Raw genomic sequence first — 22338 nt, 5'->3', positions numbered from 1 at the left:
GTATAATATACTATGTCATATTAAACATCATGGGAGGAGAAAATAAATGTATGAGTATGCAACATCTGGAGTTTGCGCAAAGGATATAAAATTTGAAGTGGAAAATGGTATAGTAAAGAAAGTTTTATTTACTGGAGGATGTAATGGGAATTTGCAGGGTATTGCAAGCCTCGTTGAAGGTATGGAAGTGGACAAGCTCATAGAGAAATTATCTGGTATAAAATGTGGTAATAAAGAGACTTCTTGTCCTGATCAATTATCAAAAGCCTTAATTAAATATAAGAATAAATAGAACTCCTTATTTCTTAGGAGTTCTATTTGCTATTTAAGCCAAATTTCTGTTTCTAGTTCTTAGAATAATTTATAGATTCCTGTGAAAACTAATTTATAAATATACTTAATTATTAGGAGGAATTTAAATATGTTTAATACTATGGGGCCTTTTGGAAATAATAAATTGATGAGGAAAGATGGAACATTCTCACCATTCCTAACAAATTTTTTTGATAACGATTTCTTTTCTCCAATGAATTATTTTCATGGAAACTTTAATGTTGATTTAAAAGAAAATGACAAAGAGTATTTTGTAGAAGCTGATTTGCCTGGAATTAAAAAAGGAGATATAGACATAGATGTAAATAACAATTATTTAACAATCACTGCCAAAAGAAATGAAAATCAAGAAACTAAGGAAGAAAATTATGTCAGACGTGAAAGACATTATGGAGAATTTAAAAGAAGTTTTTATATGGATAATGTAGATGAAGAAAAAATAGAGGCTTATTTTAATGATGGTGTTTTACAAATTGTTTTACCAAAACTGACTAAAGACAATGACAAAAAGAAAAGAATTGAAATTCATTAATAAAACAAAAACATGATTAATTTAATATTAAAATAAAAATTTATGTAGACAAATAAAATCGTGATTATTTAAATAATCACGATTTTATTTGTGTGTGTGTCATAAAATTAATATATACTTAATAACTTCTCAATTGGAAGGTATTAATGCCTCATTTAATTCCCTAAAAGATATCTATTCTGCAAAAAACGAAAAGACAGAGAGGTTGGGCGGCATGAAAATTATTGCCACTCTACCTCCCTGTCCTTGTATCTGAAAGTTTCCTCATAATATGTATTATGAGTTGCTTCTTCGATGCTTGATTCAACAAGTCTCTCCAGGGAACGCGTCAGATTATTGTTAATTACCTGAGAGTTTCAGAATAAGATGAGTGATATCTTAACTCCTTGCTCCTACGGTTATCCTAATTGATATTTCCAATAATCTTCATTCGCTTATTAAATTATCTAACAGATAATATGTTACCATGAATATTAAATAATTTCAAGTAAAATATATTTTTTTTATAATAAAATTATGAAATATAGATAATCTTAATAATATAGAGATAATAAAGATAAAGAAAAAGAACTTCTAGTCAGCAATAGAAGTTCTTTTTCTTTGTTTTTTTATAAGAGAGAGTGAATTTGTTATTTAAGAGATACTATTTTTGTGTGTGAAGAAATATGATCTTCATAGAAATAATCAATATCTTTATATTTACCATTTTTTCTCATAAGAGGATGAAAATTACCTGATTTAAGAGCTTCTATAAAGTCTCTATGATCTCTTATAGTGTCATAGAATTTGGTAGCATATGTCCCAAGCTTCTCAAGCTTATGAGCGTCACTAGCACCTAAAGAGGGCAGGTTTAACTCAGTAGCTAGGGCATAAGATTGCAAATTATGGTATGAATATGTGCTGCCATTGAAGGATTCTATTCCATCTAATAAATGGCTAAGCTTTCTCATGTTTTCCCCTATACCACGATTATTATTTCTGAAAGGGTGAGCTGCAATGGCAGCACCATTATGTTTTTTTACTAATTTTAGTAATTCTTCCGCACTTATCATCTCTTCCGGAATATCTTTAAGTCCAAATACCAGTATATCCCCTTCATGAGTCAATACTTCTGCTCCAACTATTACCAAGATTCCATTGATTTTCGCGGAATCTCCTATTTCATCTCTAAGATTATTATTATCATGGTTTGTGATGCAAATTCCATCTAAACCTATAAATTTAGCTAATTCAATAGATTCTTTAAAATCTAAGAAGCTATCAAATGAATATTTATTTTCATGTACATGAGTATCTATAATCATGGATTTTTCCTCCAAATTTTACTTTATAATAAATAATATATCATAAAAATCTATAAAAGATTTAGATATAGATAAATATTATAGTCATGACTTGTGCTATTAAGAAGTTGAATGATCTGTAACTATATATAGATTATTTAAATTATGAAATTTTAGTTTAACAAGAATAGAAGGATAGATGTAATTAATTGAATAATTTGTTAATACAATAAAATGAAGGGAACTCCTTTATTTTATTGATAAGATATATTATCAATTGATAATGATTTCTATATTCTAAAAGTCATTGATTTATCATATATATAGGTATATAATTAACGTTATCATTATCAATTAAAAATAATTTAGAATATGGAGGGATATTGTGGAAAATTATAAATTAGGAGTGAGAGCATCTTGGATAACCGTAGTAGTTAATATAATATTAGCTGCATTTAAGGTGATAGCAGGGATTATAGGAAATAGTAGTGCTATGATAGCAGATGGAGTTCATACTTTATCTGATGTTTTAACTACATTTGTAGTTTTGCTTGGATTAAGAATATCATCAAAAGAGGCTGATAAAGAACATCCTTATGGTCATGAAAAATACGAATCTGTATTTGCTAAGGTCTTAAGCATGTTACTATTACTAACTGGTATATTTATCGGATATGAGGCCATTAAAGTTTTAATCAGTGGAGAGACTAGAACTCCAAAATTAATCGCATTGATAGCAGCATTTTTATCTATTGTTGTTAAAGAAGGCATGTATTGGTATACCATAAAAATAGCTAGAAAAATCAAGAGTATATCCATGGAAGCAGATGCATGGCATCATAGATCTGATGCATTCTCGTCTATTGGTACATTTGCAGGAGTTCTTGGTGCACAATTAGGATTCACAGCTTTGGATCCAATAGCAGGAATTATTGTATCTATTTTTGTTGTGAAAGTAGGTGTGGATTTATATATTAAGTCCGTAAAAGAGCTAGTTGATGAGGCTGCAAGTGAAGAAGTCATAGAAATGATTAGAGCAAAGTCTAAGTTTATTGATGGAGTCAAAGGAATTAAAAGCCTAAAAACTAGAGTATTTGGAAATAGAATATATGTTGATATAGAGATTTTCGTAGATTCTAATATCTCAGTGAAATCTGGTCATGATATTGCAGAAAAGGTTCATGATAAATTAGAGGCAGAAATAAGTGATATAAAGCATTGTATGGTTCATATTGAGCCTTTTCAAAAATAGGTAATAATTTTTGTAATAATTTTTGTAATAATTTTGTAATAATTTGGTTGCAGGATTTAATATAATAGAATATAATAGTGTTATGTTTTAAATCTAATACGAGGGAGTGTTCATATTGTATAATAGAAAACACAAACTGCCGGCAACAATTATAGGTTTATGTCTTATTGGTTTAATTGGATTTAAGGACACTGGTATATTTGTTAAGGAATATATTAGTACAAAAGAAGATGGTACACAAGTTATATTTAGCAAGGAAGAGAATGTTAATATCCTTAGAGAGACAGATGAAGCATATATAGTTCAAAAAGAGTCTGGCAGATATGAAATACCAATAGATGCTATGATAAGAACAACGAGATCGACTCAAAAATACATAGTGACAAAGAATACTAATATTTTAGACAAGCCAAATGGAATTCCTATTAGACCATTAAATATGGATGAGATTGTACAAGCACTTAAATATGAAGAAGATTATGGATTATTCAGTACAGAAGATGGTATTAATGGCTATATAAGATTGTCTGATATTGATGTTGTAGTAGAAAAAGGTATATCCTACGGAGTTTCAAAAGTTGATAAAGTTTTAAAAAATGATAAATCATTTTACACATTAGTAAACGGTGAGACAGTTACTATAAATGATTTTAAGGACGATATTTATACTATTGTAGACGAAAGTGGTAACGAATTTAAGGTAAGTGAAAAATATATTGAATTGAGAAAAAGTAGAGAAAAAGTGTCTAGAGGCAATGTGTCTAGAAGAGCAGCATCTGTTACTAAGGTAATAGAAGCAGCATATAATGCTTTAGGAAAACCATATGTATCTGGTGATACTGGTAAGAGAGGGTACGATTGTTCAGGTCTTACTTATTCAATTTATTTAAATGTATTAGGTATGAAACTTAATAGATCTTCAAGTGATCAGGCTAAAAATGGTGTGGAAGTTAATAAAGCTGATCTTATACCTGGTGATTTGGTATTTTTTAGAACAACTGGAAAAGGTATTGGTCATGTAGGTTTGTATATTGGAGAAAATAATATGATACATGCATCTTCAGGTAGAAAAAAAGTTATGATTTCGTCTTTAGATGAGGATTATTATAGAACAAGATATATAACTGCTAGAAGGATTATAAATAATTAGTTTTAAATAAATGCATTGAAGAGCGGATTTAGTTTTTCAATGCATTTTTAAATAGTTAGAATAGAATATCTAAAATTCACAATTTTCTCGCTATCAAAAAATTCTGTTGTTTACGACTTAATATTATGTTATACTTTAATTAAATTTTAACAATGCAGTTTATAAAAAGGAGGATGATCAAGGTGATTGCATTACTAAAGTTTTCGCCCATATTTTTATTAGCGGGACTTATGATGGTTAGTAATATTGAAGCTTTTAGTTTTCTCGGAGTTGACTTAGATATTTTAGTTATAGCTCCTATTGCAACAGTTTATGCGGCCATAGTTGCGGCTATAACTGAGAAGTACAAGCTTAATGAAATCGTAGATGCAGCCGTAGATAATGTTAAAGAGATGCAATTAGTATTTTTTATTCTTATGCTTGCTTATGCCATGGCAGAAGCATTTATGTCAACTGGAGTTGGCGCTGCAATTATAAATTTAGCCTTAGGATTAGGGATTACAGCTAAGACAGTTGCTGTTACTGCATTTATTATTTCGGCAATATTATCAGTGGCAACCGGTACATCATGGGGTACTTTTGCAGCTTGCGCACCTATTTTCTTATGGTTAAGCCATATAGTAGGAGGAGAAGTGGTTATTACTATTGGAGCTATTGCAGGTGGAGCATGTTTTGGTGATAATATTGGACTTATATCTGATACCACTGTTGTAAGTTCGGGTATTCAAGGTGTAGAGGTTATTCATAGAATTAGACATCAAGGTGTTTGGTCTGTAATATGTTTGGTTCTAGCGGCGATTTTATTCTTTACAGTGAGTTTAGGATTACCGGGTGAAGTTGGTAGTGCATCTGATGCTATAAACCAAATTCCAGAGGAAGTATGGACAACTTTAGCTGAAGAAAGGCCAGCAGCAGTGGATTTATTAAATCAGGTAAAAGAAGGAGTCCCATTCTATATGATTATCCCTCTTATATTAGTATTAGGAGTTGCTATTAAGGGGATACCTACTTTAGCCTGTTTAGGTCTTGGACTTATTTCTTCTTATATATTAGGTCTATTAGCAGGTACTGTTGAATCAACTACTGCATTTTTAGATCTTATCTATACGGGGTTTGAAGGTGCTGGTTCATGGGTTATAGTTATGATGATGTGGGTTGGTGCATTTGGTGGAATAATGAATAAGATGAATGCATTCAAACCAATTTCTGATTTAGTTTCAAGAATGGTAAGAAATGTTAGACAATTAATGTTTGCTAATGGGCTTCTATCTATTATAGGTAATGCTGCTTTGGCAGATGAAATGGCTCAAATAGTAACTATTGGACCAATAATCAAAGATTTAACAGATGAAAACGTAGAGGCTAGTGAAGAAGACATGTACAAGCTTCGTTTAAGAAATGCAACATTCTCTGATGCTTTAGGGGTATTTGGTTCTCAACTTATTCCATGGCATGTTTATATTGCATTCTTCACAGGGATTGCTACAGCTATATATCCACTTCACGAATTTGTGGAATTTGATATAATTAAATATAATTTTATGGCAATTGTAGCTGTAGTTTCAATTTTATTATTAACTATAACTGGATTGGATAGACTTATTCCTTTATTTGGTATTCCGTCTGAGCCAAAAGTTCAGTTAAAGAAAAATATTAAAAAATCATCAAAAGCTGAATAATTGAAAAGCAACTAAAACTGACATGCACTCCAAATGCTAGATGCAAAACTAGCATTTGGAGGTGTGTTTTTTATAGGGGATTCTTGAATTAAAAAGTGAATATGTTATAATTTGAATTGTCACTACAATTTAATTGTAGACAATAGATGAAAGAGGTGTTGTTAGATGGCGGAAATTTTAAAAGGAAATGTTGTTGCAGCTCAAATTAAGGAAAAGATGAAAAAGGACATTGAAGAACTTGCTAAAATAGGAAAAATACCTACTTTAGGTATTGTTAGATTGGGAAATAACCCTGATGATGTTTCTTATGAAAAAAGTATAATTAAAAATTGTGATGCAATCGGAATAAGCTCTAAAGTTTTTGAAAGAAATGTAGATATGACTACTGAAGAGTTAATAGCATTGATGGAAGAATTAAATCAGGACAATTCCATATCAGGAGTACTTGTATTTAGACCTTTACCAAAACATATTGATGAAGCTAAAATAAGAGAAGCTTTATCTCCTTTGAAAGACGTAGATTGTATGCATCCATTAAATTTGGCTAAGATATTTGAAGGAAATATGACTGGATTTACACCTTGTACTCCAAAGGCAGCTATGGAAATACTCCTATATAACAATGTAACTCTAGAAGGTAAAAATGTGGTTGTTGTTAATAGATCTATGGTACTTGGTAAACCTTTAGCAATGATGCTGCTTGAGAAAAATGCTACTGTTACTATTTGCCATTCTAGAACTAAAAATTTACATGAAATAACTAGTAAAGCTGATGTAGTAGTTACAGCACTGGGTAAAGCAAAATTCTTTGATGAAAAATATTTTAATGAGAACTCAGTGTGCATAGACGTAGGAGTTAGCTTAGATAATGAAGGAAAATTAAGTGGGGATATTGATTATCCAAAGGTGTCTGAAATGGTTTCTATGATTACACCTGTTCCTGGTGGCGTTGGTGCAGTAACTACATCACTTCTTCTATCCCATGTAGTAGAAGCTTGCAAAAAAATGTAATGAAAAGAGTCTTTTTAGACTCTTTTTTTCATTTAACAACAAAAATAGTCAATATTCTTTGAAGGAGAATTGGGTACATATATAGAATATATAGATATGAAAATAGACAGGAGGGGATATTTTGTATCTATCAGTAGAAAAACATAAAAACAATCTGTTGGTACAATTTAAAGGCGAGTTAGATCATCATACTACCGAAAATGTAAGGGAAAAGATAGATCAACAATATTTTGATCAGAGAATTAAAAACATAATATTAGATTTAAGGGGGCTGACTTTTATGGACAGCTCAGGCATTGGGCTTATTATGGGAAGGTATAGAAATTGTATTGATAAAAGCGGTATGGTAGCTATAGTAAGTGATAATGCATATGTGGACAAGATGCTTAGAATGTCTGGATTGCTCAAGATAATTAATGTATATCCAACAATTGAAGAAGCAGCTGAAAACTTATAAAGGAGATGAAAATAGTGGAAAAGAATTATATGAAATTAGAGTTCTTGAGTAAATCAAACAACGAATCCTTTGCAAGAGTTGTAGTGGCGGCATTTGCATCTCAGCTGGATCCTACATTAGAAGAACTATCAGATATTAAAACTGCTGTATCAGAAGCCGTCACAAATGCTATCATACATGGTTATGAATATGGAGAAGGTATAGTAATTGTTGAGTCAAGAATTGAAGGCAATGAAATCGAAATAATTATTGAAGATAAGGGGATGGGAATTGTTGACATAGACAAAGCTCGCGAGCCATTTTACACATCTAAGCCAAATCTAGAAAGGTCAGGTATGGGTTTTACAGTTATGGAAACTTTCATGGATAGTCTTGAGATAGAAAGTATTAAAGGGAAAGGTACAATAGTACGTATGACGAAAAGATTTAAAAGCCTTTTGGATAAGGAGTAGATAATATGAATGCAAGCAGCGAAAATAAGGCTTTATTATCCCATGAGGAGACCATGGAGCTTATTAAAGATGCACAGAATGGTAGTATGGAAGCCAAGGATATATTAGTATCCTCTAATCTAGGGCTTATTAGATCAGTGTTAAGGGGATTTATGAATAGAGGATATGAAGTAGATGATTTATTTCAAATAGGTAGTATAGGTTTATTGAAAGCCATTGATAAATTTGATACGACCTTTGATGTTAGATTTTCAACTTATGCAGTACCTATGATAATAGGGGAAATTAAGAGATTTTTAAGAGATGATGGTTTAGTGAAGGTAAGTAGGTCGCTAAAACAAACAGCTGCAAAAGCCAAGGGAGCAGAAGAAAAGCTATTTATGGAACTTGGAAGAGAACCTACTATTCAAGAGATATCCGATGAAATACAAATGGATAAAGAAGATATAGTAATGGCACTAGAGGCTTCATATCATCCAGAGTATCTTTATGATGTTGTACATCAGAATGATGGATCTCCACTATATCTAATAGATAAAATCAGCAATGAATCAGAGGATGATAGAGATTTAGTTGATAACATAGTATTAAAAGATATGTTAGCAAGTTTAAAGCCTAGGGACAGGCAAGTTATTATTTTAAGATATTTTAAGGACAAAACTCAAACTGAAGTAGCAAATCAATTAGGTATATCTCAGGTTCAAGTTTCAAGAATAGAGAAAAAGATAATAGAAGAGATGAGAAAGAGTTTAGCAAAGGCATGATATATGCCTTTTTGCTTTATATAATAAAAGCTATATTAGAAAAGGAATATATATTTAAGTAGAGAAATAAATAAGGAGTATAAACAAATAAAGTGTAAATATTATAAAAGATAGTAACTCAAATAAGCTAGGATTAATTTTCTGGTTTTTTTTATTTTCTGACTTGCTGCATTTATTAATTTATTTGTATTGCAAATAAAAGATAGTGCTTTTAATAAGTATAACTGCTTTATATATACATTTATAGCACAATATTACTATAATTTATAGATTATCACAAATTTATGAAAAATAAACTTCATTATATTTATTACTTTGCATAATTAAATCAATAATTCATTCGCATAATTTTGAATCTTTCGGATTGAGAGATATTAATTGTAAAATTTACCTATTAGATAATTTTTTGTATGAAAAAAGAAATACAGCAGATAATAATCTTAGAATGGGGTGATTAGATGGCATGTAAATTAAATTATAAAAAGATAATTATTGCTCTAATGATTTTTCTAATTCTTGCAGGAGGGCTCTTATGGTATAAAGAAGAAATAACTAATAAAGAAGTACCAAAAAAAGCGCAATTTGTAGATAATAATTTAGAGTGGAGTAAGATATATGGATAAAGAGCAAGTATATATAATTATAAATAAAAAAGCTGCCATTGAGCCTGAGAAAGATATATTGATTAAGGATTTAGGAGAAGTATATTGTTCAAATCCATATATAAAGAAAGCTACTGAAAATATCATAGTTCATACAAAGAAGGGGAAAGAGGATTGGGATTACTTAACTGCAACAGATATAGCGGAAAAGGTATTAAAGGAGTTTCCTAGTATTGACTTAAGCTTACTGGGTGAGGTTGAGATATTAATAGAATATAAATCTCAACAAAAGGAACGACCATTTTTTGAATTTATTAAAGTAACTTTAGTATGTTTAATTTTATTCTTTGGTGCAAGTATAGCTATAGTAAATTTTCATGTTGATGTGAACGCCAAAGAATCCTTGGAAAAACTATATTTTACTTTTACCGGAGTAAAAAAGAGCACTCCTTTACTTATGACTATTCCGTATTCAATTGGAATAGGGGTAGGAGTATTATTGTTCTTTACGAGGGTTTTCAGTTTTAGTGAAAGAAGAAAAAAGGAGCCGGGGCCTATGGAGATAGAGTTATTCTTATATGATGAGGACATGGAAAAACATATACTGAATGAAACTAAAAAGAAAGAAGAACCATAAAAGAGGTGCAATATGGTAGTAAAACTATTACTTATAATAATCGCTTTTGGAGGAGGATTGACAGTTGGTAGTGCAGCAGCAGCTTTTATTACTATACTTCAAATAGTTCCAAGATTAGTTCAAATCACTAAAACAAGTAAACAGGTTAAAGTTTATCAATTTACCATAACTTTATCATTTGTACTATTTGTTATAATATATTTTTCAAATTTTCATATGAGTTTATATAAAATCATTGTTATACTCATTAGCTTGTTATATGGAATCTTTATCGGATTACTATCTTCTGCTTTAGCTGAGGTATTGAATGTAATCCCAGTATTATCAAAAAAATTAAAAATAAAGGATAATTTAAGATATGTTATATGGGCTTTGATGGGTGGAAAGGTAGCAGGTTCATTATATTTTTGGTTATTTAATAAGTAGAGGAGATGAAATAAATGGAGAATATGAATAAAAAAGATTATCAAAAATATTCAGAAAAAAAGGTTCCAAAGCCTACTTATATGAAAAATATTATATTAGCCTTTTTAGTAGGAGGAGCAATATGTACTATAGGACAGCTTATAAGAAGCTGGTTAATGAAAAAAGGGCTTGATGAGAAAGCTGTTGCTTCGGCTACATCCATTATCCTAGTATTTATTGGTGCCTTTCTTACTGGGCTTGGAGTATATGATAAAATAGGGCAAATCGGTGGAGCGGGAGCAGCTATTCCTATTACAGGATTTTCTAATGCAATGGTATCCCCAGCAATGGAATTTAAGACAGAAGGTTTTATTTTTGGAGTAGCATCAAAGATGTTTATTATAGCGGGTCCTGTACTGGTATATGGAGTAGGAAGTTCCGTAATTGTAGGTGTATTACATTTATTATTTACTAAGGGGAGATAAAAGTATGGCAATAAAAAAATTTGGTTCACAGACAGTCAAATTTCAGAATCCACCTTCAATAGTAAGTACTTATACAATAGTGGGACCAAAAGAAGGTGAAGGACCTCTTAAGAAGTATTTTGATATGATATTAGAAGATGATATGTGGGGGCAAGAATCATTTGAAAAATCTGAAGCTAAAATACAAGAAGAAGCAATAAAAGCAGCGCTAACAAATGGAAATCTAACTAATAATGACATAGACTACTTGCTATCAGGAGATTTGTTAAATCAAATAATTTCTTCCACTTACACGGCAAGGTCTTTAAGTATACCATATTATGGTCTCTATGGTGCTTGTTCTACTATGACAGAATCTTTATCTTTAGGAGCGATGCTTATAGATGGAGGGTTTGCAGACAAAGTAGTGTGTGCTACGTCTAGTCATTTTAGCTCTGCCGAAAGACAATTTAGATTTCCATTAGAATATGGATCTCAAAGAAACTTTGGAGCACAATGGACTGTTACTGGTTCTGGAGCTACTGTACTTTCATCACAAGGCAACGGACCTTATATAACTTATGCAACTACAGGTAAAATAATTGATATGGGTATTAAGGATGCAACAAATATGGGTGCAGCCATGGCGCCAGCAGCAGTTGATACATTAATCACTCATTTTAAGGATACAGGATATTCTCCCTCTAGTTATGATCTTATAATATCTGGAGATTTAGGTAAGGTTGGAAAATCTATAGTATTAGACTTAATGAAAAAAGAGGGATATGATTTATCTAGTATGTATACAGATTGTGGTGTAGAAATATTTGATGGTGATGCTCAAGATACCCATGCAGGGGGATCTGGATGTGGATGTTCTGCAGTGGTATTGAATGGATATATTTACAAGGAAATGATGAAAGGGAATTTCAGGAGAATATTAATTATGGCTACTGGAGCCCTTCATTCAACGATTATAAATCAACAGGGCGAATCTATTCCAGGAATAGCCCATGCAGTTACAATAGATGTAAGTAAAGGTTAGGAGTGATTAAATGGAATATGTCAAAGCTTTTATAGTTGGAGGGTTAATATGTGTAGTCGGTCAAATTATATTAGATAATACTAAATTAACTCCCGCTCATATATTAGTTTCATTTCTTACTGCTGGAGTTATATTAGGAGGAATTGGACTATATGAACCCCTTGTTAAATTTGGAGGAGCAGGAGCTACTGTACCAATAATTGGATTTGGAAATGCATTAGCTCAAGGAGCAATAGAAGGAGCAAAAACAAAGGGAATAATAGGGGCATTTACAGGGGGATTACAGGCCACAGCAGGTGGAGTAGCTGCTGCAATTTTATTTGGCTATATAATGGCGGTAATTTTTAATCCAAAAACGAAAAACTAAGGCTTAGCCTTAGTTTTCATTTTCGTCATCATTATCTTCATTATCCCATGGAAGTGGTGGGAAATAAAAATCATCATCTTCAATAGGATCTGGTGGTATAACTGTGCTTTGGTTATGCTCATCACAAATTTCTGTTGGTGCAGTATACTGGAAGTCTGAAGGTACTATACCATTATGTTCTGATGGGAAATATGGCGGAGTACGCTCTACAAATACTTTATTAACTTTGTTTTCTTCAGGACAATATTCATTAGCAATTTTTCCATTAGTTTTATCTATAGTGACCTCAACATGAACATCGCAGTAATCCTTAGGTTCAGTACCCTTTACAAATATCTCAGATCTAACAGCACTGCCCCCAGGATCGTGGGTGCAAAGTTCTGTGGCTAGTTTACCAGATTTGGTACATATCCTTGCAGATACTATACCACTAGGTTTCTCAAAAGATGTTTTACTTTCTAGACCTTCATGCATTCTAGTCATTATATGTTGCCATAATTGGGCAGCTGTACCACTATTATTCGTTAGGGTAATTTTAGGTGAATCATTTCCTATCCATGTAGCAGAAACATAATATGGAGTAAATCCAGCAAACCAAATATCCGCCTGATCTGTTGTTGTACCGGTCTTACCTGCTACTGCCATCTTAGAAATCTTAGCTCTTCCTGCAAGGCCATCTGATACAGTAGTTCTCAAAATATCTGACATTATATATGCTACTTGAGGGGATACTACCATAGTTTCTTTTGGCGTATTATCAATTAGTATATTGCCATTTTTATCTTCTATTTTAGTAAAAGCTATAGGTTCTATATATACACCGCCATTGGCTATAGCTCCATAAGCAGCAGTTAATTCTAGAGGAGTTATACCTTTTGTCATACCACCTAATCCTAGTGCAGATAAGGTTTCATCATTTCTAACTCTATTTTCTTTAGCCGTAACGAAACTATCATTTTCAGGATCAGTTTTACTAATAATACCTAGTTTTTCTAAATAAGCCATAGAAGTTTGTATACCTATTGATTCTACAGTCTTTACAGAGTTTACGTTAACCGATTGCTCAACTGAACGTCTTAAAGTATGGATACCTTTATATCCTTTATACCAGTTTTTAGGCCATAATTGTCCCTTATAATAGAAAGGAATATCATCTATTGGAGTTGCAGCTGTATAGCCGTTATCTAATGCTGGTAAATAAACAGCTATTGGTTTAATAGCAGAACCAGGCTGTCTCTGAGATGCAGTAGCTCTGTTTAAGATTCTAGCACCCTCAATATCTCTACCTCCAACTAAAGCTTTGATTTGTCCTGTCCAATAGTCCATAACAACAGTAGCTGATTGAGGTTGTACAATACCATCCTTAGATCTAAAGAAATATTTTTCACTGATTAATAAGTTTCCATTTTCATCAACTCTATAAAAGTCTTTGTTATTATTTAAATATGCACTGCCTATTTTAATTTCTTTACTGTCAGAAACATTATAATTCTCTGCTGGTATTGTGATAGAACCAACACTATGACTTACTAAATTTTTTCTATCATCGATAGTATAATAGTCTGCAACATCTATATGTTTTGGATATGGAGTAAGTTTCTTGTTTTTAATAAATAGGTTATTATCTCTAAACTCATAAGTACCCTTTTCCAATACTAATTCAAAATTTTCATTAAATAAGTTGGCTTGACTATAGTAGATGATATTACCTTTTTCATCAATAACATCTTTAGCCTTATTTAATCTCCAATCCACTAATATAGGACCTTTTTTCTTTTCAGGATTGCCGACTAATATCTCAGTAAAATTATTATATACATCTTCAAGTTCTCTTTGAAGTTTTACATCCATAGTTGAATAGATTTTTAGTCCGCCTGTAAACAATTCATCTTGAGCTTGTTCTTTTGTATATCCTAACCTCTTTACTAAGGCATCAACTGCCTGAGTTTTAACATAATCTGTAAAATAGGAAGAAATTCCTTCAATCTTCTTTTGACCGGGTTTTAGGTTTTCCTTGATATTTTCATTTAATGCTTCTTGATATTCTGATTCTGTGATTTTATTTAAATCTAACATTTTCTTTAGTACAATTTTTTGTCTTTTTACAGCCTCTTCGTTATATATTGCTATATACTTTTCTCCTAGTATTTCTAATCTCCCAACTTCATAATGCTTTGTACTATCGAAATTCTCAGGACTTACAGTACGATAAGGTGCATATTTAGTCGGAGATTTTACTATGCCTGCAAATAATGCAGATTCTGCAATAGTAAGGTCTTCAACATTCTTTGAAAAGTAAGTTTGTGCAGCTTCCTGAACTCCATAAGCGCCTTGTCCCAAATTATTCCTATTTAAATAGGCCTCAAGTATTTGATCCTTTGTTAGAGCCTTGTCAATTTGAAGAGCTAGATAAGCCTCTTTAATTTTTCTATCCCAACTTTTCTCTAGTGTTAGATAAACATTCCTTGCCAATTGCTGTGTAATTGTACTTGCGCCTCTGATAGCAGCACCAGCTTTTAAATTATCTATGGCAGAAGATATAATACCTTTAGGGTCTACACCTATATGATCTTTAAATCTTTCATCTTCTATTGCAATAAATGCATCTTTAAGATGTTGTGGCATTTGATTTAGCTTCACCATAGTTCTAAATTCAGGTGCCTGAATTTTTTCGACAAGCTCTCCATTTGCATCATATATAGTTGATGTTAGATCTAAAGATGCATTAATCTTTGAAGGATCTATTGTTGGAACATCTTTCAAAATAGATAGAACTATACCAATTACTATTCCGCCTGCTATAACTGATAACATTAAAAATACAACTAAAAATATCTTTAAAGACTTAAAAACAGTTCTTTTAGTAGATCCTTTCTTTTTTTTCTTTTTCTTATTATCATTATTATTGTTATTATCCATAAAATTACCTCCTTAATTGAGAAAAGGCTTAACTAGTTAATTATACCACAGAAATATTATAATGTTAATATTAGATGGTTTAAATCATGATTACAATATGGTTACGAAATAATTTAAAATTATATTATATGAATTGTGTCCTCTATAGCTGGATTCATACACATATTGTTAGATAAAATATTAAAATAGTGATATAATAAAAATAAGAATATAATTATAATGATTTTTCGGGAGTTGATAAATTGAGCCAAGAAATAGCAAATATGGAGAGAGTTCTTATAATTGGAGTAGAACTTGATACTGATACAATTGATATTGAAAACTCTTTAGATGAATTGGAAGAATTAGTAAAAGCTGCTGGAGGAGTAGTAGTTTCTAGGGTAATACAAAAGAAAGAAAGTATAAATGCAGCCTACTTTATAGGGACAGGAAAAGCAGAGGAGATCAAAAACTATTGTGAAGAACTTGATATTACAACTGTAGTTTTCAATGATGAATTATCAGGTGCACAATTAAGGAATCTAGAAAAAATTATTGATAGGAAAATCGTTGATAGAACCAATCTGATTTTAGACATCTTTGCTAATAGAGCAAATTCAAAAGAGGGTAAATTGCAAGTAAAATTAGCTCAACTTAAATATCGACTTCCTAGATTAATAGGATTCAGAGATTACCTATCTAGAGAGGGAGGAGGTATTGGTACAAGAGGGCCAGGAGAACAGAAATTAGAAACTGATAGAAGACATATATTGAGAGAAGTAGATAATATAGAAAAACAGTTGAAGGAAGTAGAGCAAAATAGAGAAGTAAAAAGAAAGAAGAGAGAAGGCTCAAATCTTCCAATTGTTGCATTAGTAGGTTATACTAATGCTGGAAAATCAACTTTATTGAATAAATTAATTCAATTTAATGATGAATATGAAGAATCAAAAGAGGTTTTTGTAAAAGATATGCTGTTTGCAACTTTAGATACATCTTTGAGGCGGGGAAAACTTCCTAATGGGCAAGTATTCTTGTTAACAGATACTGTAGGATTTGTATCCAAACTCCCGACTAGGCTAATTGAAGCATTTAAAGGAACTCTAGAAGAAGTGAAGTATGCAGATTTATTGCTTCATATTGTAGATGCTTCAAATAAAGATTTAGATATACAGATTCAAACTACTTATAATATATTAAGGGAATTAGAAGTACTAGATAAACCTATAATTACAGTCTTTAATAAGATGGATAAAGTAGATATTCATAATTTATTTTATGATAATAAATATGTGGATAATAAATTATTTATTTCAGCTAAAAATGGGGAAAATATAGATACACTTCTAAGAAACATTGAAAACCTATTACCTCAGCAATATAGATTAGTCACCCTAAAAATACCTTATAGTAAACAAGGCATAGTAAATTATTTTTGCGATAGTTATCAAGTGGATAATTTAGAGTATGTAGAAGATGGTACAGTATTAAAATTAACTATTAATCAAATTGATTTAGAAAAATATAAGGAATATATAATTAATTAAGAAATTATATTGAAATATTATAAGAAAATTAATATTATATATAAAATAAGAAAGGGAGTTGGTACTAATGATAATAAGGAACTGTGCTGGTGGAGTTGTATTTAAAGACAGCAAAGTGTTTATATTAAAAAATGACAAGGATGAATGGGTATTGCCAAAAGGAAAAATTAGAGGTGAGCAATTACCTCCAGAAACAGCTATAAATAGAGTTGAATATGAGACAGGTGTAAATAAGCCTAAGATTGTTTCCTCTGCTGGAGAAACTGCTTATGAGTTTTATTCATTTACAAGACATCAAGCAGTTTGTAATAAAATTATATGGTATATAATGGAGTCAAAGAATGAAGAGCACTCCATAAATTTAGAGGAAGGTTTTAAAGAGGGAGGATTCTATCCGATAGAAAAGGCTATTGATATGATCACTTATAGTCAAGATAAATCTTTAGTTAGTTTAGCCTATAAAAGATATTTAGAATTCAAGGATTACGAACAAAAACTAAACTATGCTTAAAGAATAGGAGATTATATCTCCTTATTTTTTTAGTGAGAGGAAGATTTTATGGATAAGATTTATAGAACTATATATACTTATGGAGAAGAAGAAACAATCATCAACAAATCTAGATTTATTGGTTATGCTATGCCCATAGAAACTGAAGAAGAAGCCCTAGGATTTATAGAAAAGATAAAAACAAAACATAGAGATGCTACTCATAATGTATACGCTTATGTTCTTGGTAAAGACAGCAATACCCAGAGGTTTAGTGATGATGGGGAACCTTCTGGTACTGCAGGAATACCTGTCTTAGAAGTTATAAAGAAGGAGAATTTAAGAAATGTAGTAGTTGTTGTAACTAGGTATTTTGGCGGAATTAAATTAGGTACAGGTGGACTTATTCGAGCTTATACAAAAGGTGCAAAGATAGGTCTAGACGCAGGGATGATAGTAGACATGGTTCTTCATAGTAGAATAAAAATTAGAATTGACTATACTTTATATGGAAGAATAGAAAATTATCTTATGAATGAAGGATATATAGTAGATGAGTCAGTATTTGATGATGCAGTTAATATTTTTGTTTACATAGAAGATGCGAAGATTGGAAGTTTTCAGAAGACAATGACAGATATAGCAAATGGAAATATCATATTAGAAACTCTAGATGAAGAATATATACCTATAAAAGACGGAAAAAGATTTATTTAAATTAGGTTAATAAAGAGTAATCAGGGTATAATCTTATATGGGATGGTGATAAAATGAATAATATGTCTCAAATAAAAGAAGAAATGCTTAGTAAAAAAGTATGGGTAGTAGCAGGTGTAACGGCAAATAAGGATAAATATGGCTATAAAATATGGAAAAAATTAAAGGAACATAAATATGAAACCTATGGAGTAAATCCAAATTATGAAGAGATTGAAGGAGATACAATCTATCATTCAGTTAAGGAGCTGCCAAAGAAAATTGATGTTCTTGACATGGTTGTACCACCAAAGATAGCTATACAAACATTAGATGAAGCAAAGGCTGCAGGAATTGAATATATATGGTTTCAGCCAGGCACATATAACGACGAAGTTTTAAATAAAGCAAGAGAGTTAGAACTGAAAATATTGTATGATGACTGTGTTTATGCTACTTTAAGAAGAGAAGAATAGGTCTAGAATTTTGACCTATTCTTTCTTTTTAATTAACTCATAAGTACCTACTATTAGTAAAAAAACTCCAAAAAATTTTTTTAATTTTGACGGTTCAATCTTCATAGCCAAAATTGAGCCTATAATAGCTCCGGCTATACCTCCTAGGATAATCAATTTAGCGAATGAGAAATCGATATTTCCTTTTTTATAGTGAGTGATTAAGGCGATAATAGCTACAGGAAGAAATACTATTAAATTAACTCCTTGAGCATATTGCTGCCTCATGTTGTTGAATATAACCAAAGAAGGTATAAGGATTGTGCCTCCACCTATACCCATTCCACTAATTATACCTGATAAAAAGCCAATTAAAGTTAGAATCATTTCCAAATCATCCTTATAGCAGTATAAATAATTACACTGCCGAATATTTTTCTTAATATATTGATAGGAATTTTATTTAAAGTTTTTGCACCAATATAAGATCCTACCATGCCACCAATTGTTACAGGGATAACTACTTTAAATGGAATAGAGCTATTTGCAAAATATATTATAGTGGATATAATTGATAATGGTAGAATTATAGATATTGCTGTGGCATGTGCCTTATAATCATCTATTCCAAGTAAAAATACTAATGCAGGTACTACAATGGTTCCACCTCCAGAACCAAATAAGCCATTGATTAGTCCAGTCACTAAACCTATAGATATTAATTTCATCTTATTTTTATCCATAAACTACTCCTTTATGTTATAATCATTATGATTAATCTCACCAATTATAGAGAAGATATACATATGATGAAATTTTACTAATTATTTGGAGGGGAAAAAATGGAAAATATAAATTTAACTGTAGATAAGTTAGTAGAGTGGTTGAAAGAAAAGGTAAAGGAAGCAAAGGCAGAGGGATTAGTTTTTGGATTAAGTGGAGGGATAGATTCAGCTGTTATAGCTGGAATAGCTAAAAAGGCATTTCCTGATAATTCATTAGGAATTATCATGCCTTGTCATAGTGATCCTATAGATGAAGAACATGGTGTGCTGGTAGCTGAAAAACTAAACTTAAAGACTGCAAGGGTTGATTTATCTAATTCTTTTGATGTATTACTTAATTCTATGACAGTAGAAAATAAGAATAAGATGGCTATATCTAATTTAAAACCAAGACTTAGAATGACGACCTTATATTACTTTGCCCAAAATAATAATTATTTAGTAGTAGGTTCAAGTAACAAATCTGAATTTACTGTAGGATACTTTACTAAACACGGAGATAGTGGAGTTGACTTATTACCTTTAGCTTCCTTTGTAAAATCTGAAATCAGAGAATTAGCTAAAGTTTTAGGTATACCTGATATTATAATAGAGAAGCCGCCAACTGCGGGATTATGGGCTAATCAAACTGATGAAAGTGAAATGGGATTTTCGTATAATATACTAGACAATTATATTAAAACTGGTGAAGGACCAAAGGAAATAGTAGAGAAAATTAAAAGAATGAATACTATTAGTGAACACAAAAGAGTTTATCCACCAATATTTAGAAAGTAGCAGAAGGTAAACCTGCATATTCACTACAGCAGGGCTAGTTTGGCTGCCTATACCTTGTAAATGATAAAAAATTAATAAATATAATGCAATAAGCATAATATTATGCTAGAATAGATAGGGCAATACTATAAAGGGAGTGAAATTTTATGGCAGGACATTCTAAATGGAATAACATTAAGAATAAAAAAGGTAAAGAAGATGCCAAAAGAGCAAAAATCTTTACAAAATTAGGTAGATATATTATGGTGGCAGCAAAAGAAGGTGGATCGGATCCAGATTATAACCCAGCATTAAAAGCGGCCATAGATAAAGCGAAGGCAGAAAATATGCCAAATGACAATATAGAAAGAGCAATTAAAAAAGGTTCAGGAGAGTTAGGAGCAGATAATTTTGAAGAAATTATCTATGAAGGCTATGGTCCAGGCGGGATAGCAGTATTTGCGGAGTGCCTAACAGATAATAGAAATAGAACAGCACCAGATGTAAGGCATGCCTTTGACAAAGGTGGCGGAAATATGGGGCAATCAGGTTGCGTTACTTTTATGTTTGATAAAAAAGGTATGTTAGCGATAGAAAGAACCGATTCTATAGATGAAGACGAATTAACTATGCTTGCAATCGACTTAGGTGCTGAAGATTTTATATCAGAAGACGAAGGATTTGAAGTTATCACTAGTCCAGAAGATTTTAATACGGTAAAAGATGGACTAAAAGAGGCAGGATACGAATTTGCTGTAGCTGAACTTACTTATATACCACAAAATACAGTAGCTTTAACTAATCCAGATGATATCAAGAATATGCAAAAACTAATAGATATGCTTGAAGATAACGACGATGTTCAAGAAGTATACCATAACTGGGAGATGCCAGAGGAAGAGTAATCTTAATGGTTGTAGGGCTTGAACTTATGAAAAGTCAGTAGAAAACCCTTTGGGTTGTGATATACGACTTAAAAAGCCATAATTGAATTACCGACATTCCAAATGCCCTTTTTATATGGATAACAACATATGAGGAGGGTATTTTTATATTGTTAGAAGATGTATTAAAAGAGTTTATTTATGATTGTAAAATGAGAGGGTTATCTCCTAGAACCATCAAGGGTTATAGAAATAGTAACTTAAGGCTATTTAAGTTTCTTAAAGACGGATTTAGCATTACATAGTTAGAAAAGTTGACTAGAAAACATATTTAACTATATTCATATAATTAAAGATAATCTGTGTTGCCTAGCTTCTATAGATACTTTATATTCAAAAATATGGATACCAAATCGGCTATAAAGGCCTTAGAAAATGCTTTTATAGTTCAGGATCTTAATCTTTAATTTTCATAACTTCCAAACAAGTTTCTGGGATTTCGAGTCTCTCTAAGCGTCTCAAGGTAACATAGCCATCTATAGATAGTATTTATGGTTATAATTATGCCTTTATGCTATAATAATGTATCAAATGAAGAACTATTGCTGGAAAGGTGGAGTTAATGATGGTATTAAAGAAAATATCAGATAGAATTTACTATTTACCTTCTGAACAGGAAACTGACAGACCCGTACTTGGATATGTAAAAGGAGATAAATATTCCTTAGTAGTAGATGCAGGCAATTCAGAGAAGCATGTTAAGAAATTTTATTGTGCAATTGAAGAAGCAGGATTAAAGCTACCAGACTACACTGCAATTACACATTGGCACTGGGATCATACTTTTGGAATGCATGTAGTAACAGGAAAAACAATAGCTGGTTCTTTGACAAACTTAAAACTGGGCGAAGTAGAAAAATGGAAATGGGCAGATGAAGATATGTCAAGGCGTCTGCAAAGTGGTGATGATATTGAAACGTGTGATCGCTGCATTAGATTGGAATATTATGATAGAAATGAAATAAAAGTAGTTAAGGCAGATATAGAATTCCATGGTCAGATTATTCTGGATTTAGGTGGTGTCCATTGTGAATTGAGGGAAATTGAAGCAACCCATTCCAGTGATTCTGTTTTAGCATATGTACCTGAGGAAAGAACAGTTTTTATTGGAGATGCTGATTGTGCGGATTACTACAATAATAATGGAAAATATGATAAGAAAAAACTTGTTAAATTGATTGCTTTATTAGAAGAAATTGATTTTGATACCTATGTTTTAGGACATGATGAACCACAGAATAAAGATGAGGTAATTGCATATTTAAGAGAAGAATTATCTAAATTGGGATAGCTTTATATTATAAGCATTTTATCTAATAATGGCATATATTTTA

The 22338-nt window shown here is 31.3% G+C and carries 27 protein-coding genes and 2 riboswitches; of the genes, 23 read left to right on the top strand and 4 right to left on the bottom strand.

The features are described 5' to 3' along the window. Window positions 1-46 precede the first annotated feature (46 nt). Together KQI38_RS16255 and hsp18 are read left to right on the top strand one after the other, a co-directional pair. Window positions 47-292 (top strand): TIGR03905 family TSCPD domain-containing protein, encoded by a 246-nt coding sequence (locus KQI38_RS16255; protein ID WP_094899526.1) that lies wholly within the window; start codon window positions 47-49, stop codon window positions 290-292. 129 nt (window positions 293-421) lie between these two features. Beyond that, window positions 422-865 carry a heat shock protein Hsp18 gene (gene hsp18 / locus KQI38_RS16250; RefSeq protein ID WP_094899527.1) on the top strand — a complete coding sequence of 148 codons (444 nt, stop codon included), beginning with the start codon at window positions 422-424 and terminating at the stop codon, window positions 863-865. Between the two features lie 230 nt (window positions 866-1095). Then, a riboswitch (glycine riboswitch) is annotated at window positions 1096-1191 on the bottom strand. Next, window positions 1192-1295, bottom strand: a riboswitch (glycine riboswitch). It lies immediately after the preceding riboswitch. Window positions 1296-1494: 199 nt separating this feature from the next. Here hsp18 and KQI38_RS16245 read toward each other — a convergent pair. Further along, window positions 1495-2169 (bottom strand): PHP domain-containing protein, encoded by a 675-nt coding sequence (locus KQI38_RS16245; protein WP_094904243.1) that lies wholly within the window; start codon window positions 2167-2169, stop codon window positions 1495-1497. Between the two features lie 364 nt (window positions 2170-2533). On the opposite strand from KQI38_RS16245, the gene KQI38_RS16240 reads away from it, so the two are divergent. The 13 genes from KQI38_RS16240 to spoVAE all read left to right on the top strand — a co-directional run bounded on the left by KQI38_RS16240 (window position 2534) and on the right by spoVAE (window position 12433). After that, window positions 2534-3400, top strand: a complete 867-nt coding sequence (locus tag KQI38_RS16240; RefSeq protein WP_216561243.1) for a cation diffusion facilitator family transporter — start codon at window positions 2534-2536, stop codon at window positions 3398-3400. Between the two features lie 115 nt (window positions 3401-3515). After that, on the top strand, window positions 3516-4550 hold the full coding sequence (locus KQI38_RS16235; protein ID WP_216561241.1) for a C40 family peptidase: 1035 nt from the start codon (window positions 3516-3518) through the stop codon (window positions 4548-4550). A 182-nt stretch (window positions 4551-4732) separates the two neighbouring features. Beyond that, window positions 4733-6229, top strand: a complete 1497-nt coding sequence (locus KQI38_RS16230) for a Na+/H+ antiporter NhaC family protein (protein WP_374041684.1) — start codon at window positions 4733-4735, stop codon at window positions 6227-6229. Window positions 6230-6394: 165 nt separating this feature from the next. Then, on the top strand, window positions 6395-7240 hold the full coding sequence (locus tag KQI38_RS16225; protein WP_216561237.1) for a bifunctional 5,10-methylenetetrahydrofolate dehydrogenase/5,10-methenyltetrahydrofolate cyclohydrolase: 846 nt from the start codon (window positions 6395-6397) through the stop codon (window positions 7238-7240). A 121-nt stretch (window positions 7241-7361) separates the two neighbouring features. Beyond that, window positions 7362-7697, top strand: coding sequence for an anti-sigma F factor antagonist (gene spoIIAA, locus KQI38_RS16220; RefSeq protein WP_094904252.1), 336 nt, complete (start codon window positions 7362-7364; stop codon window positions 7695-7697). A 14-nt stretch (window positions 7698-7711) separates the two neighbouring features. Further along, a complete protein-coding gene (gene spoIIAB / locus KQI38_RS16215; protein WP_094904253.1) occupies window positions 7712-8149 on the top strand; it encodes an anti-sigma F factor in 438 nt (145 codons plus the stop codon). Between the two features lie 5 nt (window positions 8150-8154). Beyond that, window positions 8155-8913, top strand: coding sequence for an RNA polymerase sporulation sigma factor SigF (sigF, locus tag KQI38_RS16210; protein ID WP_094904254.1), 759 nt, complete (start codon window positions 8155-8157; stop codon window positions 8911-8913). 458 nt (window positions 8914-9371) lie between these two features. Further along, entirely contained in the window at window positions 9372-9536 is a 165-nt protein-coding gene (locus KQI38_RS16205) for a hypothetical protein (RefSeq protein WP_158220191.1), read from the top strand. Further along, window positions 9529-10152 (top strand): stage V sporulation protein AA, encoded by a 624-nt coding sequence (locus KQI38_RS16200; RefSeq protein WP_094904255.1) that lies wholly within the window; start codon window positions 9529-9531, stop codon window positions 10150-10152. Before KQI38_RS16205 ends, KQI38_RS16200 begins: the two co-directional genes overlap by 8 nt. 12 nt (window positions 10153-10164) lie before the next feature. Beyond that, window positions 10165-10578, top strand: a complete 414-nt coding sequence (locus KQI38_RS16195; protein ID WP_216561235.1) for a stage V sporulation protein AB — start codon at window positions 10165-10167, stop codon at window positions 10576-10578. A 14-nt stretch (window positions 10579-10592) separates the two neighbouring features. Further along, entirely contained in the window at window positions 10593-11042 is a 450-nt protein-coding gene (gene spoVAC, locus KQI38_RS16190; protein WP_094904257.1) for a stage V sporulation protein AC, read from the top strand. 4 nt (window positions 11043-11046) lie between these two features. Continuing rightward, window positions 11047-12066: a stage V sporulation protein AD gene (spoVAD, locus tag KQI38_RS16185; protein ID WP_216561233.1), complete on the top strand. Its 1020-nt coding sequence runs from the start codon at window positions 11047-11049 to the stop codon at window positions 12064-12066. A gap of 10 nt (window positions 12067-12076) precedes the next feature. Beyond that, the gene (gene spoVAE, locus KQI38_RS16180; protein WP_094904259.1) at window positions 12077-12433 is read left to right on the top strand and encodes a stage V sporulation protein AE; all 357 of its coding nucleotides are present in this window, start codon (window positions 12077-12079) and stop codon (window positions 12431-12433) included. Window positions 12434-12442: 9 nt separating this feature from the next. Here the strand turns inward: spoVAE and KQI38_RS16175 are convergent, their stop codons facing one another. Beyond that, complete coding sequence (locus KQI38_RS16175; RefSeq protein WP_216561231.1) at window positions 12443-15352, bottom strand: penicillin-binding protein 1A; 2910 nt, start codon at window positions 15350-15352, stop codon at window positions 12443-12445. A gap of 263 nt (window positions 15353-15615) precedes the next feature. On the opposite strand from KQI38_RS16175, the gene hflX reads away from it, so the two are divergent. From hflX to KQI38_RS16155, 4 genes are all read left to right on the top strand, one after another. Continuing rightward, a complete protein-coding gene (gene hflX, locus KQI38_RS16170) occupies window positions 15616-16878 on the top strand; it encodes a GTPase HflX (protein ID WP_216561323.1) in 1263 nt (420 codons plus the stop codon). A 67-nt stretch (window positions 16879-16945) separates the two neighbouring features. Beyond that, window positions 16946-17389 carry an NUDIX hydrolase gene (locus KQI38_RS16165; RefSeq protein WP_094904261.1) on the top strand — a complete coding sequence of 148 codons (444 nt, stop codon included), beginning with the start codon at window positions 16946-16948 and terminating at the stop codon, window positions 17387-17389. A 48-nt stretch (window positions 17390-17437) separates the two neighbouring features. Then, window positions 17438-18085 (top strand): YigZ family protein, encoded by a 648-nt coding sequence (locus tag KQI38_RS16160; RefSeq protein ID WP_216561229.1) that lies wholly within the window; start codon window positions 17438-17440, stop codon window positions 18083-18085. A 53-nt stretch (window positions 18086-18138) separates the two neighbouring features. Further along, entirely contained in the window at window positions 18139-18540 is a 402-nt protein-coding gene (locus KQI38_RS16155; RefSeq protein WP_094904263.1) for a CoA-binding protein, read from the top strand. A 15-nt stretch (window positions 18541-18555) separates the two neighbouring features. Here the strand turns inward: KQI38_RS16155 and KQI38_RS16150 are convergent, their stop codons facing one another. Next, a complete protein-coding gene (locus tag KQI38_RS16150; RefSeq protein WP_094904264.1) occupies window positions 18556-18906 on the bottom strand; it encodes a sulfite exporter TauE/SafE family protein in 351 nt (116 codons plus the stop codon). Beyond that, window positions 18903-19262 (bottom strand): sulfite exporter TauE/SafE family protein, encoded by a 360-nt coding sequence (locus tag KQI38_RS16145; protein ID WP_094904265.1) that lies wholly within the window; start codon window positions 19260-19262, stop codon window positions 18903-18905. Before KQI38_RS16145 ends, KQI38_RS16150 begins: the two co-directional genes overlap by 4 nt. 99 nt (window positions 19263-19361) lie before the next feature. On the opposite strand from KQI38_RS16145, the gene nadE reads away from it, so the two are divergent. From nadE to KQI38_RS16130, 4 genes are all read left to right on the top strand, one after another. Beyond that, entirely contained in the window at window positions 19362-20081 is a 720-nt protein-coding gene (nadE, locus tag KQI38_RS16140; RefSeq protein ID WP_216561227.1) for an NAD(+) synthase, read from the top strand. A 146-nt stretch (window positions 20082-20227) separates the two neighbouring features. Beyond that, complete coding sequence (locus KQI38_RS16135) at window positions 20228-20965, top strand: YebC/PmpR family DNA-binding transcriptional regulator (RefSeq protein WP_216561225.1); 738 nt, start codon at window positions 20228-20230, stop codon at window positions 20963-20965. A 149-nt stretch (window positions 20966-21114) separates the two neighbouring features. Continuing rightward, window positions 21115-21249: a hypothetical protein gene (locus KQI38_RS22425; protein ID WP_276515596.1), complete on the top strand. Its 135-nt coding sequence runs from the start codon at window positions 21115-21117 to the stop codon at window positions 21247-21249. Between the two features lie 320 nt (window positions 21250-21569). Then, entirely contained in the window at window positions 21570-22295 is a 726-nt protein-coding gene (locus KQI38_RS16130; RefSeq protein ID WP_216561223.1) for an MBL fold metallo-hydrolase, read from the top strand. Window positions 22296-22338 lie beyond the last annotated feature (43 nt).

Source organism: Tissierella carlieri, assembly GCF_018917285.1.
In the GTDB taxonomy this organism is placed as follows: domain Bacteria; phylum Bacillota; class Clostridia; order Tissierellales; family Tissierellaceae; genus Tissierella; species Tissierella carlieri.
This window is presented reverse-complemented; position numbering and strand designations above follow the sequence as displayed.

Coding starts and splice junctions, on each gene's coding strand:
- KQI38_RS16255 (WP_094899526.1), top strand. CDS start 47: ATGTATGAGTATGCAACATCTGGAGTTTGCGCAAAGGATATAAAATTT.
- hsp18 (WP_094899527.1), top strand. CDS start 422: ATGTTTAATACTATGGGGCCTTTTGGAAATAATAAATTGATGAGGAAA.
- KQI38_RS16245 (WP_094904243.1), bottom strand. CDS start 2,169: ATGATTATAGATACTCATGTACATGAAAATAAATATTCATTTGATAGC.
- KQI38_RS16225 (WP_216561237.1), top strand. CDS start 6,395: ATGGCGGAAATTTTAAAAGGAAATGTTGTTGCAGCTCAAATTAAGGAA.
- sigF (WP_094904254.1), top strand. CDS start 8,155: ATGAATGCAAGCAGCGAAAATAAGGCTTTATTATCCCATGAGGAGACC.
- KQI38_RS16205 (WP_158220191.1), top strand. CDS start 9,372: ATGGCATGTAAATTAAATTATAAAAAGATAATTATTGCTCTAATGATT.
- KQI38_RS16200 (WP_094904255.1), top strand. CDS start 9,529: ATGGATAAAGAGCAAGTATATATAATTATAAATAAAAAAGCTGCCATT.
- KQI38_RS16195 (WP_216561235.1), top strand. CDS start 10,165: ATGGTAGTAAAACTATTACTTATAATAATCGCTTTTGGAGGAGGATTG.
- spoVAC (WP_094904257.1), top strand. CDS start 10,593: ATGGAGAATATGAATAAAAAAGATTATCAAAAATATTCAGAAAAAAAG.
- spoVAD (WP_216561233.1), top strand. CDS start 11,047: ATGGCAATAAAAAAATTTGGTTCACAGACAGTCAAATTTCAGAATCCA.
- spoVAE (WP_094904259.1), top strand. CDS start 12,077: ATGGAATATGTCAAAGCTTTTATAGTTGGAGGGTTAATATGTGTAGTC.
- KQI38_RS16175 (WP_216561231.1), bottom strand. CDS start 15,352: ATGGATAATAACAATAATAATGATAATAAGAAAAAGAAAAAAAAGAAA.
- hflX (WP_216561323.1), top strand. CDS start 15,616: ATGGAGAGAGTTCTTATAATTGGAGTAGAACTTGATACTGATACAATT.
- KQI38_RS16165 (WP_094904261.1), top strand. CDS start 16,946: ATGATAATAAGGAACTGTGCTGGTGGAGTTGTATTTAAAGACAGCAAA.
- KQI38_RS16160 (WP_216561229.1), top strand. CDS start 17,438: ATGGATAAGATTTATAGAACTATATATACTTATGGAGAAGAAGAAACA.
- KQI38_RS16155 (WP_094904263.1), top strand. CDS start 18,139: ATGAATAATATGTCTCAAATAAAAGAAGAAATGCTTAGTAAAAAAGTA.
- KQI38_RS16150 (WP_094904264.1), bottom strand. CDS start 18,906: ATGATTCTAACTTTAATTGGCTTTTTATCAGGTATAATTAGTGGAATG.
- KQI38_RS16145 (WP_094904265.1), bottom strand. CDS start 19,262: ATGGATAAAAATAAGATGAAATTAATATCTATAGGTTTAGTGACTGGA.
- nadE (WP_216561227.1), top strand. CDS start 19,362: ATGGAAAATATAAATTTAACTGTAGATAAGTTAGTAGAGTGGTTGAAA.
- KQI38_RS16135 (WP_216561225.1), top strand. CDS start 20,228: ATGGCAGGACATTCTAAATGGAATAACATTAAGAATAAAAAAGGTAAA.
- KQI38_RS16130 (WP_216561223.1), top strand. CDS start 21,570: ATGGTATTAAAGAAAATATCAGATAGAATTTACTATTTACCTTCTGAA.